The following is a 15065-nucleotide window of genomic DNA, read 5'->3' on the forward strand; positions in this document are numbered from 1 at the left end:
CCAGCGCCTGGGCCACGAGATCGAGTATCTGGGCGCGGCAGTGAGCGTTGACGACCTCGTGCGCGCCATCCGCGAGCGCGACCCCGACATCGTCGCCGTCAGTTATCGCCTCACCCCCGAGGTCGCGCGCGAGTTGTTCGCCGAGCTGGCGCGGCAGGTGCGCGCGCAGGGCCTTGACGGCAAACGCTACGTCGCCGGGGGCACGCCGCCGGTGTGCGAGGTGGCGGCGGAGTCGGGGCTGTTCGAGGCCACCTTTTGCGGCGCCGAGGAACCCGACGCGGTGGTCGCCTATCTGCGCGGCGAACATCTGCGGCGTGCGCCCGAAGACTTCGGGGTCACCCTTCTGGAGCGCCTCGACCGCAAGGCCCCCTACCCGCTGCTGCGGCATCACTTCGGCCGGCCGACGATGGAGGAGACGGTGGCCGGTGCGCGGCAGATCGCGCAAGCGCGCGTGCTCGACGTCCTCTCGATCGGCCCCGACCAGAATGCCCAGGAGCACTTCTTCCGCCCCCAGGAGATGCAGCCGGAGCTCTCCGGCGCGGGCGGCGTGGCACTGCGCACGCCGGACGACCTGCGCGCCATCTACGACGCCACGCGCACCGGCAACCACCCCCTCCTGCGCATCTACTCCGGCACCCGCGACCTCGTGCAATGGGCCCAGGTGGCGACGGAAACCATTCACAACGCGTGGGCCGCCATCCCCTTGTGCTGGTACAACACCCTGGACCGGCGCTCTGATCGCCCGCCGCAGGAGTCCATCGCCGAGAACCAGCAGGCGATCCGCTGGTACGCCGAGCGCGGCCTCCCGGTCGAGCTCAACGAGCCCCATCACTGGAGCCTGCGCGAGGCGCACGACACGCTGTCGGTCGCCATGGCCTACGTCGCGGCGTACAACGCCCAGGCGCTGGGCGTGCGCACCTACGTCTCGCAGTACATGTTCAACACCCCGGCGACCATGCACGCGGCGATGGACCTGGCGAAGATGCTGGCGCAGGCGGCCGCGGTCGAGAGTCTGCACGGCGAAGGCTTCACCAGCATTCGACAAACGCGCGCGGGGCTGATGCACTTCTCCACCGATCCCGACATCGCCAAGGGACAGCTCGCCGCCTCGACCGTGGTGCAGCTCGCGCTGGCGCCGCGCATCATCCACGTCGTCGGCTTCTGCGAGGGCGATCACGCGGTGACCGCCGAGGAGCTGGTCGAGAGCTGCAAAATAGCCGACGGCGTGCTGCGCAACTGCAGCGTCGGTATGGTGGACCTGCTCGCCGACCCGGCGGTGCAGGCGCGCAAGCGGCATTTGCTGCGGGAGGCGCAGGTCACCATCGCCGCCATCCGCGCCCTGGGCGATGGCGCGCACGACCCGCTGACCGACGCCAAGACCCTGGCGCGAGCGATCCGGGAGGGGGTGCTCGACGCGCCCCACCTGTGGGGCAATCCGGACGCCGCCGGACGCCTGGCTACTCAGGTCATCGGCGGCGGCATCGAAGCGGTGGACCCCGACACCGGCAGCCCCGTCAACGAGGAGCAGCGCGTCGCGCGCATCCTGGGCCGCACGCCGGCGGTGGAGCGGCTCTTCTCCGTCGGCTAGGCCGCCGGTGCGAGTCAGGAATGGATCTCTCGCGCCCACTCGAGGTGACACATCATGCCTGAGCAAGATCGCGTGATTCTGCAGGTGGCGCTGGATTTCGTGGACCTCGACCGCGCGCTGCGGTGCGCGGCGGAGGCCGTCGCCGGGGGCGCGGACTGGATCGAGGCCGGCACCCCGCTGATCAAGAGCGAGGGCCTGGACGCCGTGCGCGCGCTGCGGCGCAAGTTCCCCGACCGCACGATCGTCGCCGACATGAAGATCATGGACGCCGGGCGCATCGAGCTGGAGGCGGCGGCGAAGGCGGGCGCGGATATCGTGGACGTCCTGGGCGCCGCCGCCGACTCCACCATCGCCGAGTGCATCGAGGCTGCGCGCAATTACGGCAACCGGGTGATCGTGGACCTCATCGGCTGCGGCGACCCGGTGGGGCGCGCGCGCCATATCGAGCAGCTCGGCGCCGATTACATCGCCTGCCATACCGCGATTGACGTGCAGATGCAAGGGGGGTACGCCTTCGATATGCTGAAGCAGGTCGCGCAGGCGGTGAACATTCCGGTGGCGACGGCGGGGGGTATCCACTCCGAGAACGCCGCCGATGCCGTCGCCGCCGGCGCGCGCGTCATCATCGTCGGCGGGGCCATCACCAAGTCGGCCGATGCCCGGGCCGCCACCGCGGCGATCCGCCAGGCGATTGACACCGGCGCCAAGGTCGCCACCGACCTCTACAAACGCGCGACTATGGAGAGTATCCGCGAGGTGCTGTCGAGGGTCTCGACCGCCAATCTCTCCGATGCCCTGCACCGCGGCGGCGTGCTGCCGGGGATCCACCCCATCACCCCCGGCGCGCGCATGTGCGGGCCGGCGGTGACGGTACGCACCGCCCCCGGCGACTGGTCGAAGCCCATTCAAGCGCTTGACGAGGCGCGCGAAGGCGACATCGTGGTGATCGAGGCGGGCGGCGTCGGCCCCGCCCTGTGGGGCGAGTTGGCGACCTACAGCGCGCTCCAGCGCAGGCTGGCAGGGGTGGTGATTGACGGCGCCATCCGCGATACGCCCGAGATTCGGCGACTGGGGTTCCCCGCCTTCGCGCGGCACATCATGCCCAACGCCGGCGAACCCCGAGGGTACGGCGAGATCGGCGTGCCGATCAAGATCGCGGGGGTCGCGGTGCGACCGGGGGACTGGGTGCTGGGGGACGACGACGGGGTGTGCGTGGTGCCGCGGGAGCGGGCGGCCGAGTACGCCAACCGCGCACAGGGCGTGCTCGAGCAGGAGAACCGCATTCGGGAAGAGATTCAGCGCGGCAGCACCCTGGGCGCGGTCACCCACCTCATGCGGTGGGAGAAGGCTGGGTGAGGGGCGGCCAACAAGCCATCGTAACCACCGACGAACGCCGAGTCACGCTGAGACTGCACAGGCGCCATGTTACTAGTCGCCGCCAGCCCCACGGAATGTCATTCCGATCGAGCGCAGCGAGGGAGGAATCTCGCTCCCTGTGCCAAGCATCCGTATGAGAGGAATTGGGGGCGCGTCGCTCGCGAGGCGCGTGAACGTTACCATCCCGCTTCCCTCCCGGCCCCGCTGGGTGTAGGGGCCGCTCGTTATCTGCGTCTGTGCCATCCTCTGCCTCGCTATTACACACCTGTTTGCCATTACATTCATGCCTGCTTTGGCGGGGAAGTCAAGGCCGAAGTGAGTGGTTTCTGGGGGTAAGGCAGAAAGAAAGACCCCGCCGCGGCTCACCTGCATCAAGATTACGAGCCAGGCATCTTCTGGAGTATGATTGCGGTGGCATGCCCGGCCTGCGGGCACTTGCGAGGTGGATCGAGAGTGGGCGCGGATACTGGCTGGATACGGCTCCAACTTGCCAAGTGGCACGCACCTCTGGCGCAGGACGAGGGCGATTTGGCCTTGTTCTGGCGGCGCATCTGGTGCCTGCGGTGGGATGAACAACAGTACTGCGTGAAACTGCCGCGCCAGCAGGAGGACATGAGAGCGGAGGCGGATCTTCTGCGCGGCCTCCACGTTGCGGGATACCCAGTACCTCAACTCCACTGGCACGACGAAGACAGCGGAGTTCTCGTGATGGAGTGGATTGAGGGGCCTTCGCTGGAGGACGTGCTGAAGCAGCCCAAGAGCAAGGAGCGAGAAGCGGCACTGGAGAGCTGCATCCAAGGGCTCGCCCATGTGGAGCGCGCAACCAGGTTGGTGGAAGAGATCATGCCATTGCAGGAACCGACAGTTCCTGACACGCACGAGTTCGCGACGAGTCTGATGCGCCTGACCAGACAGATAGGGCCGGGTATCGATGAGGTCAATCTGCAGGCCGCTTGCCAAGAGATAGCAGAGGCGATCTGCGTAGAGCCAAGGCCGACTCTCGGCATCGTTGACATTCTGCCCCGCGATGTGATACTCGGCAGCGATGGTGCAGTGTTCCTGGACTTCTGGCCGATCGGGTGGTGGTGGTCGGAGAAGCGTTTCTGCCAGTACTTCGCCCGATTCCAGCAGGATGCAGGCGATCGCGCCTACCAGAGCACGTGCTTCCTGCGGCACTTCCTCCGGTCTAATGCAGCCCGACTCGACGCCCATTACCTGTGGCATGACGTTGGTGCTCTGAACGCTTGGCAGGAGATCCGCAATTCTCCCGAGGAAACCAATCTGCCGAGGGATGTGCTTGACTCATTAGTGAGCGCGGCAATCACTGCTGCTCAGGAACGTCTAACCTGGCATGGCGCGTCTGTTGGTGCGAACGAAGTGCGCTCTATGCTCTGTAATTGCCTCTCCGGGTAGGGCCTGGCCGCCCATGCTGGGGGCCTCAATGCCGTGAGGCCTCTCCGGGCATATTGGGAAGAAAGACCCCGCCGCGGCTGAGCGGGGCCTGTCCTCCTGATTCCGCCGCGGCTGCCCTACTCGGTGAGCGCGTCCAGCCACCAGGCGAAAACCGGTAGGCCCTTCGGCAGACCTTATGCGCCTATCACGTGCCAGCGGCAGAGCGGCATGGACTGTTGACATGGGCGGGGGCTGGAAATATGATGAAGGCCGCAGATACCAAAGGGCTCCATAGCCAATACTACCTGTAGCCCACAGTGGCAGAGGGGAGTAGAGTAAAACAGCGTGGTCTGTGCTTCCTGCTGATATGGGCGTTGAGTACTGTGCTGCCTCTCCTTCCGTCTACCCGGGGAGGGATTCCTGCTGCTCAGGCTCAACAGGTGACTGACGACGCCGAGGTCGAACGGGCACAGACGCCAGCCCAACTGAGCGTACTGTTGAAAGCGCACCCGGAGAAGAAGAAAGAGATAGTCCCAAAGCTCGAAAGGGTAATCATTGCGGGCGCAAGAAAGCAGACCTCGACTAAGGGGCGGTTCACCATTCCGGAGATACGCCCGCACAAGCAACGGTACGAGGGATCGCGTCCTCTCTTGCTGACACCCCCCAAAAAGGGTGTGGCCCCTTACCTGACTGTGGGAGCAGCACACAGCCAAGTGCTCTTTCGCCGAACAAGGATTTCCTTCCCTGTGACCCCAAGTAGAGGCCGCTCGTTCTTGCAGTATCATAGGGACATCAGCAGGAATCTTGGGAGGGGCGCGCGACTCCCCACCAAGCTGCTTCGCTCACGCTCGGGATGACAGCGGCCTTTGTTACGACAGGCTCTGAGGAGAGAATATCATGAGATCGGTGATGAGGAAGTTCACACTCCCCGCTGTGCTATTACCGCTTCTCGCCACGACAGCTTGGGCGTGGTATCCATACTCGGAGAAATATGAGCGGTGGCAGGAGCCGCGCCCGCTCACATACGCAGCCATGCACAACTGCGTGCCACGGGATTGCCTCCCCGAGCGCATGGCTCGCTTTGCCGCTGCCAACCTCAACACGCTCATCTGGTTCAAGCCGATGCCCGGGTGCCATATGTTCCAGGCCGCGCACGACGCCGGCCTGGCCTGGGCCTGCGGTACCCGCGGCGGGCAGGAGGCCGTGGCTGCCGCCCTGGCAATTCCCGGCTGTGCGTTCATCATTGCTGGCGATGAACCAGGCTCCACCGAGGCATTGGATCAGATCGCCGCCATCTCCGACTGGGTCCGGAGGACATACCCCGACCTCCCCGTTTTTGCGAACCTCTCCATTACTAAAGTGGACCACGATTCTTACATTCAGAAATGCAAGCCGGACCTCTTCAGTTTCGACGAGTACCCGCTCTTGCGAGACGGCAAGCTCGCGCAGACGTACTTGTATGACTTGGCCTGGGGAAGGCAGACGGCCTCTCGTTACCGGCTTCCGTACTGGATGTTCCTTCAGGCATTCGGTCGTGAGCATGAAAGGCCGGACTACGCCTATCGTGTTCCAGGCGAGGCGGACCTCCGATTCCTCGTTTTCTCGTTCCTTGCCCACGGCGGCACGGGCATCATGTTCTTCATCTACTACGGCTTCCCGGAGGCCATGGTGATGGATCTCGGCGTGGAGGACCCGGAGCGATCTCCCGCGGAGAACCACCGATATGAGAACACCGTCATGACAGCCGCTTGGTACGCGGTTCGCGAGGTCGCCCCGGAGGTGCAGAACCTTGCACGTGCCCTGCTGAACCTGCGCACCAAGGACCAGGTGATGTACGCTGGCGACGGCACATTCTGGGAGCAACCGCCACCGACCTATCCGAATAACAACCCTGCAGAACCCATCCGGCTGCAAGCTTTCGCGGGTCATGGGGCGCTGCGGTCGATTCGGGTTGTTGAGGGCCAGGACCTGGGGTTGATGATAGGCTTTCTGGAGGATGAAGCCGGCCAGGAGTACTTCATGATGGTAAACCTCGCTCATGGCCTGAATATGAGCAAGATGGACGGTGTTCGGCGCGTGCGATTGACATTCGACCGCAGCGTGGAGCAGGTGGAGCGGTTGAGCCGCTTTACGGGAGACGTGGAGACGCTGCGCACCCACCCCCAAGAGGAAGCCGCTGTGCTTGACATGTCGCTGGAGGGAGGTACGGGCGACCTGTTCAAGTGGTCCAATGGCAAGCCTTGGAGGCTGCGCCAGGCGCCGTGACTCTCTGGCAGTGGACAGCAAGAGAGCACCCGCTTTCCTTGAGCGGGCACTCGGGCCGGGCCAGCAAGAACATCGGGGTGACCGAGCAAACCTGCTGGCGCTGGCGGCGCTTGCGTTCGGCATAGTGCTGCCGCTGGCGCGCCGTATCGCCGCCGCGCGCGCAGCAATAGATCTGGTCGCTGCGCGTGGCGGTGCGGGAGGCGGCGGCGGTGGCGCAGGCCAAGGGCATAAGGCTCGCCTACGACGACCCCGCGGGACATACCCAAGAGGTGTGTCGCGCCTCGGCAACGAACGTCAATTCGATGCTCCAAGATGTGCTGCGCGGCCGGCGCACCAAGGTTGAGTTCATCAACGGCGCGCTCGTTCGGGAGGCACAGGGACTGGGGCTGAAGGCGCCCGTCAATGCCGCGCTGGCCGCGCTGGTGGGGGCGATCGAGCGCAACTACGCGCGGCAGACCGAAACCCCTCTCCCTTCCAGGGAGAGGAGTAAAGAGGATCTGACATCTGACCGACAGGTAGGCGGACTGCGTGATTACAATCGTCGGGGAGCGACTGAATTCGACCCGCCGCGGGGTGGCGGCGGCCATCGCGGCGCGCGACGCGGAGTTCGTGCGTGCGGAGGCGCTGAAGCAGACCGCGGCTGGCGCGGATTTCCTGGATGTCAACGCAGCCGCGCGCGTGGGGCAAGAGATAGAGGACCTGCGGTGGATGATCGGGGTGGTGCAGGAGGCGGTGGAGACGCCGCTGTGCATAGACTCCCCTAGCCCCCAGGCCATCGCCGCGGGGCTGCAGGCGGCGCGCGGGGAGGTGCTGATCAACTCGATCACGGCGGAACGGGAGCGGGCGGAGCAGATCCTGCCGCTGGTGCGCGAGCGCGGCGCGCGGGTGGTGGGGCTGACGATGAGTGAGGCCGGCATGCCTCGCGGCGCGGGGGAGCGGCGCGACCTGGCGTTGACCATCCTCGATGCAGCCGCCAGGTTCGAGATATCCGCGGACCGCGTTTACATAGACGCCCTCGTGCGCCCCGTCAGTACCGAGAGCGGCCAGGGGCGGGAGTTCCTGGAGGGCGTGCGCGCCATCCGCGAGGCCAGCTCGGAGGTGCACCTCATCTGCGGGCTGAGCAACGTCTCCTTCGGCCTGCCGCGGCGAAGCCTGCTCAACCGCACCTTCCTGGCGATGGCGATGGCGATGGGGCTGGACGCGGCGATCGTGGATCCGCTCGACCGCGCCCTGATGGCGACCCTGCGCGCGGGCGGCGCGTTGCTGGGAGCGGACGAGTTTTGCCTCGGCTACCTGGGGGCCCACCGCGAGGGGCTGCTCGGGGAGGAAGCGTAGGGGCGCAATTCATTGCGCCCAAATCGCCCACCCGTGAGGACGAGGGCGCGATGAATCGCGCCCTTACCATGCTAGAACACTTCTTCCAACCGCATTCGGTAGCGGTCATCGGCGCTTCCACCGACCCGGTTAAGGTTGGGCACGCCGTCTTCCGCAACATGATCTCCTACGGCTTCAAGGGGGTGGTCTATCCCATCAACCCCAACGCGGAGAACCTGCTCGGCCACAAGTGCTATCCGAGCATCAAGCAGGTCCCGGGCGAGGTGGACCTGGCGGTGGTGGTGGTGCCGGCGAAGCTGGTGGCGGGGGTCATGCGCGAATGCGGGGAGAAGGGGGTAGACGCGGTCATCATCATCAGCGCCGGGTTCAAAGAGACCGGCCCCGACGGCGCGCAGATGGAGCGCGAGATCGGCGCTATCGCGCGCGAGCACGGCATGCGCGTGATCGGGCCCAACTGCCTGGGGCTGGTGGTGCCGGCGTTGGGGGTCAACGCCTCATTCGCGGCGGGCATGCCGCAGGCGGGGCACGTGGCGCTGATGTCGCAATCGGGGGCGCTGGCGACCGCGGTCATGGATTGGTCGCTGGAGCAGGGGGTCGGGTTCAGCAAGTTCGTCAGCTTCGGCAACGGCGTTGACGTCGAGACGATCGAGCTGCTGCGGGCGTGGAAGGACGACGCCGACACGGCGGTCATCGTGGCGTACATGGAGGGCCTGCGCGACGGCGCCGAGTTCATGCAGGTCGCGCGCGAGGTGACCGCGGTCAAGCCGGTGATCGTGCTCAAGTCCGGCGGCACCGCTGCCGGCTCGCGCGCGGTGTCCTCCCATACCGGGAGCCTGGCGGGTTCCGAGCGCGCCTACGACGCGGCGTTTCACCAGGTCGGAGTCATCCGCGCGCCCTCGCTGGAGGAGCTCTTCAACTACGCGCTGGCGTTCGCCTATCAGCCGCTGCCGCAGGGCCCGGGCGCCGCGGTCGTGACCAACGCCGGCGGCCCCGGCATCATGGCCACCGACGCCGTCGAGCGCACCGGCGTGCTGTCGCTGGCAGCGCTCGACAAGCAGACGGTTGACCGCCTGCGCCAGAAGCTGCCGCCCGCCTCCAACTTCTACAACCCCATAGACGTGCTCGGCGACGCGGACGCCGCGCGCTACGGCTTCGCGATGGAGAGCGCCCTCGCCGATGCCAACGTCCACGCGGTGGTGGCGCTGCTGACGCCGCAGGCGATGACCGAGATCGAGCAGACCGCGAGCGCCATCCACGAAGCGGCGCGGGAGTCGTCGAAGCCGGTGCTGGCGTGCATGATGGGCGGAGAGAAGATGCGCCGGGGCGACCATTTTCTAGACACCCATCGCATCCCCTCGTACGCCTTCCCGGAGCAGGCGGTGGGGGCGCTGGCGGCGATGGTGCGCTACCGGCGCCGGCTCGACGAGCCGGCGCCGGAGACGGTCGAGTTCGCGGTCACGCGCGAGCGGGTGGCGGCGGTGTTCGCGGCGGTGCGCGCGGCGTCGCGAGTCAACCTGGGAGAGATCGAGGCGCGCGAGGTGTTGGCGGCCTACGGGTTCCGCGTGCCGCAGGCGGAGCTGGCGGGCTCGGCGGAGGAGGCGGTGCGCATCGCCGAGGGCATCGGCTACCCGGTGGTGATGAAGGTCTCGTCGCCGGACATCCTGCACAAGTCCGACATCGGCGGGGTGCGGGTCAACCTCACCGGCGCGGAGCAGGTGACCGACACCTTCGACCTCATCATGCTGCGCGCACGGCGCTACCTGCCCGACGCGCAGTTGGGGGGGGTGCTGGTGCAAGAGATGGTGCGCGGGGGCAAAGAGGTTATCCTCGGCGTCAGCCGCGATCCGCAGTTCGGGCCGCTGGTCATGTTCGGCTTGGGCGGCATCTACGTCGAAGTGCTGAAGGATGTCGCCTTCCGCGTCGCCCCGCTCGACCGCCGGCAGGCGCAGGAGATGCTGCACGAGATTCGCGCCGCGGCGCTGCTGGGGGGAGTGCGCGGGGAGCGACCGGCCGACGCGGAGGCGATTATCGAGGCGCTGCTGCGCCTGTCGCAGTTGACCCTCGATTTTCCCGAGATCCTGGAGCTCGACATCAATCCCTTGGCGGCGCTTGAGCCGGGGCGCGGCGCCGTCGCTATAGACTCCCGCATTACCATCGCGGAGCAGCAGCACGACCCCGCGACTCACGGAGGCTAGCATGACCGCAGTATTCGTCGGATCGAGCGACTCCTACGCAGGCAAGAGCTTGGTGTGCATCATCCTCGGCCTCAAGCTCCAGCAGGAGGGCCGCAGCGTCGGCTACTTCAAGCCCCTGGGGGGCCTGCCCGCGCGCGTCGAGGGCCATGTGGTGGACGAGGACGCCGCATTCATCCGCGAGGTGCTGAAGCTGCAGGATCCGCTGCCGGATCTGTCTCCGGTGATGGCCGGCGATGACCTTTACCGGCGCGCCATGAGCGAGGACGTGAGCGCCGAACTCGTCCCGCGCGTCCGCGAAGCCTACGCGCGCCTGCGCGGCAACCACGAGGTGATGCTGGTGGGGGGCCACGGGATGGTGGCGGCTACGGGCAAGGCGTTGGGCCTGGATGCGCGACGGCTGACGGAGCTGCTGGAGTGCCGCGCGCTGGTGGTGGGCAAGTATGAGTCGGAGACCTCGCTCGACCGCTTCCTGGCCGCGCGCGACGCCCTGGGCGAGCGCCTGGCCGGGCTGCTGCTCAATGACGTGCCCGCCGATCGGCTGTCGTTCGTGCGCGAAGAGGTCATGCCCTACCTGGAGGACGCCGGCATCAAGGTGTTCGGGGCGCTGCCCCACGACCCGGTGCTGCGGTCGGTGAGCGTGGGCGAGCTCGCGGATCACCTGGGGGCGGAGGTGCTGTGCTGCGAAGGGATGAATGAGCAACTGCTCGAGCACTTCGTGGTGGGCGCGATGAACCTGGAGAGCGCTATGCGCTACTTCCGGCGCACTCCCAACAAGGCGGTGATTACCGGCGGCGACCGCTCCGATATCCAACTCGCGGCACTCGAGACCGGCAGCAAGTGCGTGGTGCTTACCGGCGGTCTGCGGCCCAGCTCACAGGTGGTGACGCGATCGCAGGAGCTGCACGTGCCGCTGCTGCTGTCGCGCGACGACACCCTGAGCGTGGTTGACCGCATCGAGTGGCTGCTGGGCCGCGTGCGCATCCGCGAGCAGGCCAAGATCACGCGCGCGACCGAGCTGGGACGGGAGCATCTGGACTTCGAGGCGATGTGGGCGGCCCTGGGCCTGTAGGGGAGCATGGCTGTGCGCCCCTACAGGCTGCAGGTGCCGCCGCGTCGCCTGTAGAATCCTGGCCCCAACGGGGTGATCGCAGCCTAGACGGCCTGGGATGCCGCAGGACGTACCTGGCAGACCGCTGCCGGCAGGGGGGAGGGCGATGATACTTGATGCGGGCCCTTCGTGCGACAAGCTGTTTCGCATCTTCGCGCGCTGGGTTGGCGATGTCCTGGTCGCGCGCACGCTGGAGCTGGCAGGCGATGGCGTATTGACCACCGCGCAGTACCACTGCCTGACGATGGTGGCCGGGCGCGAGCCGTGCGCGGTCGGCCGTCTGGCGGAAGGCCTAGGGGTCAGCGACCCCGCCGCCACCAAGGTCGTCAGTCGCCTCGAAGGCAAGGGCCTCGTCGCCCGCACCGGGTGGGGCGCCGACCGACGGGTGGTACATGTCACGCTCAGCCAGCGCGGACGCAGCGTGATGACAAGGCTCGAGCGGCGCCGCAGCGAATTGCTGGAAGCAGCTCTCACCGGATTCCCCGCGCGCAAGCTTCAGCGGCTGGCGCACGGCCTCGAGGGCCTTCTCCTGAGCGCCCTCGACTCGCCCGAGATCATCGAGCGAGTCTGCCTGCACTGCGACGGCACCCATTCCGGGGATTGCGTGGTCAGTCGCGCCTACGTACTCGTCTGCGGCGCCGAGATTCCGTGGGTGAGCGTCACGCTCCCATGACCGGCGATCAGCGCCTGCGTCTCGCGCTCGCCCACCGGGAACCCGACCGCGTTCCCTTCGACCTCGGCGCCACCCGCGTCCCCCCGCCGCTGGACAACCGGAGTTCGCGGACACGATCCCGCGCGCGTGCGCATCCCGACCGAGGAGGCACGGCGACTGGCGGCGGAGGGGCACGCCCTGACGCCGGTGGGAGTGACGGCGGGCGTTGCCGAACATGAGGCGTGGGGGCCGAGGCGATGTGGGAGGCGCGGCGCGAGTACAGGGCGCATGGAGGGTGAGCAATGCTCGCCGCCGATGATTTTTTCGACCGGCGGGGGTTCGATCACGCGGAGCTGTTCACAGGGTGCGAGCGCGTGTGGGAGGTCCTGCAGCGCCTGCCGGACTATCTGGCGGCGCACGCGCGGCGCGAGCTCGGCGGCGAAGTGGCGCCGGGGGCCGTGGTCGAGGGCGAGGTGTGGCTGGCGCCGGACGCGGTCATCGAGCCCGGGGCGCGGGTGATGGGGCCGGCGATCATCGGCCGCGGTTGCCGCGTCGGGCATGGGGCGCTGCTGCGGGACGGAGTGATCATGGGCGCGGGCGCGGCGGTCGGACATGGCAGCGAGGTCAAGGCCTCGATCCTGCTGCCCGACGCTGGCGCGTCACACCTCAACTATGTCGGCGATTCCATCCTCGGCCGCGGCGTCAATCTCGGCGCGGGCGCCGTCTGCTCCAACTTCAAGGTCACCAGGACCGCGATCGTCCTCACCGTGGCGGGCGCGCAGTACGACACCGGCCTGACCAAGCTGGGCGCGATCGTCGGCGACGGCTCGCAGATCGGCTGCAACAGCGTCCTCAACCCGGGGACGCTGCTGGGGAAGAACGTACTTACCTATCCGTGCACGTCCCTGCGCGGGTTCTTCCCTGCCGGCACCATCGTCAAGCTCTCCCAGCGTCTCGGCCGCACCGAGCAGCGTTAGCCTACGGTACTTAGGGGGCGACGCGGGAAACCGCGTCAGGCGCCTGCGCGCTTCGCCTCTTGCACGAGCTGCCGCACGCGCTGGCCGCCCTTGCGGCCGATGCGTTCGTAGAAGCTCTGGCCCCGCTCGCGCTTGACGCGCTCCCCGCCTTTGCGTCCGATCGTCTCATAGAACTCTTGACCGTGCCGCTGCTTCGTGCTCTGGCCGCCCTTCTTGCCGATGCGCTGGTAGAACTGCGGCCCGTAGCGGGTCCTGGTCATCTGGCCGCCGCGGCGGCCGGCTTCGCTCACCGTCATGTCCTTGCTCGGCAATGTGCTCACCTCTTCCCCATGACCTCGTGCCAGGAGCGCCCTGACCGCCGCTCACTCGCGTGCGAGCAGCAGTCGCATGCATTGCCCACCACCCGCTCCGCCAAACCACCCGCGACGGTCACCCCGTCTTGCGCTTCACCGACTCCGTCCGCTTTCGGGCCCGCTTGCTTGCCTCGATCATGCGCTTGACCTTGTGCCCGCCTTTCTTTCCGATCTCCTCGTAGAAGCGAGGACCATAGCGTTTCTTGGTCGTCTCGCCCCCCTTGCGTCCCGCTTCCCGGACCGTCATTTCGTTCTCGGTCACAGTAATCACCTCCGTTGCGGCTTCGGCCCGGTGACGGTGCGTGCCACCACCGCCGGCGACCCAGGTTTTGGATCGCGCCGTCACCTTGTGCCACCCCAAGCGCCTACGCCAAGCATACCCAGTCTACATTAGGCAAGTGCTGTTGGACAGAGGAATCAAGCGCTGCTTGTGCAGGGCCTGCAACATTGATGGATGGCCGACATGTCATTGCCGGGGCCGATTGTCATCTTGGGCATACGTGGATCATCTCCGCGCGATGCCGCGTCCGTCAAGTTTCGGTTCTCCGCGCTCACCCGCCCGATGACATCATACACCCAGGTGGTGCGCTCAGCAAAGGGGTTTGCGAGCCATTCCAGCGCATTGCGGCTGTCGCTCTCCACGCCGAATTAAGGTGACTGTCCCCGTGATTTCCGGTAATCACCTCCGTTGCGGCTTCGGCCCGGTGACGGTGCGTGCCACCACCGCCGGCGACCCAGATTTCGGATCGCGCCGTCACCTTGTGCCACCCCAAGCGCCTACGCCAAGCATACCCAGTCTACATCAGGCAAGTGCTGTTGGACAGAGGAATCAAGCGCTGCTTGTGCAGGGCCTGCAACATTGATGGCTAGCCGACATGTCATTGCCGGGGCCGATTGTCATGCTGGGCATACGCGGAACATCGCCGGGCGATGCCGCGTCCGTCAAGTTTCAGTTCTCCGCGCTCACCCGCCCGATGACATCATACACCCAGGTGGTGCGCTCAGCAAAGGGGTTTGCGAGCCATTCCAGCGCATTGCGGCTGTCGCTCTCCACGCCGAATTAAGGTGACTGTCCCCGTGATTTCCCCCTGGCTCCACCAGTTCCGCCGCCTGCGCATTCGCTGGGAAAGGCTCTCCCACATCCACGAGGCTTTCCTTCATCTGGGCTGCATCCTCATCTGTTGGAGTTGCCTTCAAGGTGGGTTTTGATGAAGGCTCTAAGTCGACTGTCCCCCAAATCCCACGTCCGTCAACCAGCGCACTCCATGTCGAGGCAGCAAGGGCCGCCTTTGCCCCGCTACGGAACGTACCTAAGAACAAAGCTGACCTGATGACTGGGGCGCGGAGGCATGTCGCCGGGTGGGATCCCCCCCTTCCCGGATATCCATCCATGCCGGGCATCCACGAACACAACACAGTCTACCCAGCTCTGCACTATCGTTTCGGCTCCTGTTCTTACACGTTCCCAGGTCTTACCCCCGTCCCCGGTATGCAGTGCGAGAGCGCGCCCAGACCGCGGGAGGTCGCCTGTGGAACCAACTGCCCAACCGTCAAGCGAGGTGCCGAAGCTGCAATCCAGAAGGCAGAAATCCGTGCCCAGTCCCCGGACAACCGGTGTCACGACTGTCCATGTCCGACCCCCGTCAACGGTGTGTAGCAGTCCCGGCCCACCGATGGCTGCCCATCCTTCGCGCAGGTTCCGGAATTGGATCCGGTGAGGTGAAAGGTTAGCGATGGTCACTTGGGGGACCCGTGCCACCTCGAATGTCTTGCCGCCGTCTTGCGTTCTGAATACAAATATGCGGAGATCATCGGGAATAACA

Annotated in this window: 11 protein-coding genes and 1 pseudogene; 10 read left to right on the plus strand and 2 right to left on the minus strand. The window is 66.5% G+C overall.

The features are described 5' to 3' along the window. The 9 genes from VM221_04930 to VM221_04970 all read left to right on the plus strand — a co-directional run. On the plus strand, nt 1-1588 hold a 1588-nt coding region (locus tag VM221_04930; protein ID HUT74167.1), incomplete at its 5' end, for a cobalamin B12-binding domain-containing protein. Nucleotides 1589-1642: 54 nt separating this feature from the next. Then, entirely contained in the window at nt 1643-2944 is a 1302-nt protein-coding gene (gene hxlA / locus VM221_04935) for a 3-hexulose-6-phosphate synthase (protein ID HUT74168.1), read from the plus strand. A 474-nt stretch (nt 2945-3418) separates the two neighbouring features. Continuing rightward, the gene (locus tag VM221_04940) at nt 3419-4378 is read left to right on the plus strand and encodes a hypothetical protein (GenBank protein ID HUT74169.1); all 960 of its coding nucleotides are present in this window, start codon (nt 3419-3421) and stop codon (nt 4376-4378) included. A gap of 876 nt (nt 4379-5254) precedes the next feature. Next, nucleotides 5255-6622, plus strand: a complete 1368-nt coding sequence (locus VM221_04945; protein HUT74170.1) for a hypothetical protein — start codon at nt 5255-5257, stop codon at nt 6620-6622. 528 nt (nt 6623-7150) lie between these two features. Beyond that, nucleotides 7151-7957 carry a dihydropteroate synthase gene (locus tag VM221_04950; GenBank protein ID HUT74171.1) on the plus strand — a complete coding sequence of 269 codons (807 nt, stop codon included), beginning with the start codon at nt 7151-7153 and terminating at the stop codon, nt 7955-7957. A 50-nt stretch (nt 7958-8007) separates the two neighbouring features. Next, a complete protein-coding gene (locus VM221_04955) occupies nt 8008-10152 on the plus strand; it encodes an acetate--CoA ligase family protein (GenBank protein ID HUT74172.1) in 2145 nt (714 codons plus the stop codon). 1 nt (nt 10153) lies between these two features. Continuing rightward, nucleotides 10154-11221, plus strand: coding sequence for a phosphotransacetylase family protein (locus tag VM221_04960; GenBank protein HUT74173.1), 1068 nt, complete (start codon nt 10154-10156; stop codon nt 11219-11221). Between the two features lie 145 nt (nt 11222-11366). After that, complete coding sequence (locus tag VM221_04965; protein ID HUT74174.1) at nt 11367-11933, plus strand: MarR family transcriptional regulator; 567 nt, start codon at nt 11367-11369, stop codon at nt 11931-11933. Between the two features lie 281 nt (nt 11934-12214). Then, nucleotides 12215-12889: a glucose-1-phosphate thymidylyltransferase gene (locus VM221_04970; GenBank protein ID HUT74175.1), complete on the plus strand. Its 675-nt coding sequence runs from the start codon at nt 12215-12217 to the stop codon at nt 12887-12889. Between the two features lie 35 nt (nt 12890-12924). Here the strand turns inward: VM221_04970 and VM221_04975 are convergent, their stop codons facing one another. Both VM221_04975 and VM221_04980 read right to left on the minus strand, forming a co-directional pair. Then, nucleotides 12925-13200, minus strand: a complete 276-nt coding sequence (locus tag VM221_04975; protein ID HUT74176.1) for a general stress protein B — start codon at nt 13198-13200, stop codon at nt 12925-12927. Nucleotides 13201-13318: 118 nt separating this feature from the next. Then, complete coding sequence (locus VM221_04980) at nt 13319-13504, minus strand: Em GEA1 (EM1) (GenBank protein HUT74177.1); 186 nt, start codon at nt 13502-13504, stop codon at nt 13319-13321. An 827-nt stretch (nt 13505-14331) separates the two neighbouring features. Here VM221_04980 and VM221_04985 point away from each other — a divergent pair. Further along, nucleotides 14332-14451, plus strand: a pseudogene (locus VM221_04985) (IS5/IS1182 family transposase). Nucleotides 14452-15065 lie beyond the last annotated feature (614 nt).

The sequence above is a fragment of the Armatimonadota bacterium genome, from assembly GCA_035527535.1.
Classification (GTDB): domain Bacteria; phylum Armatimonadota; class Hebobacteria.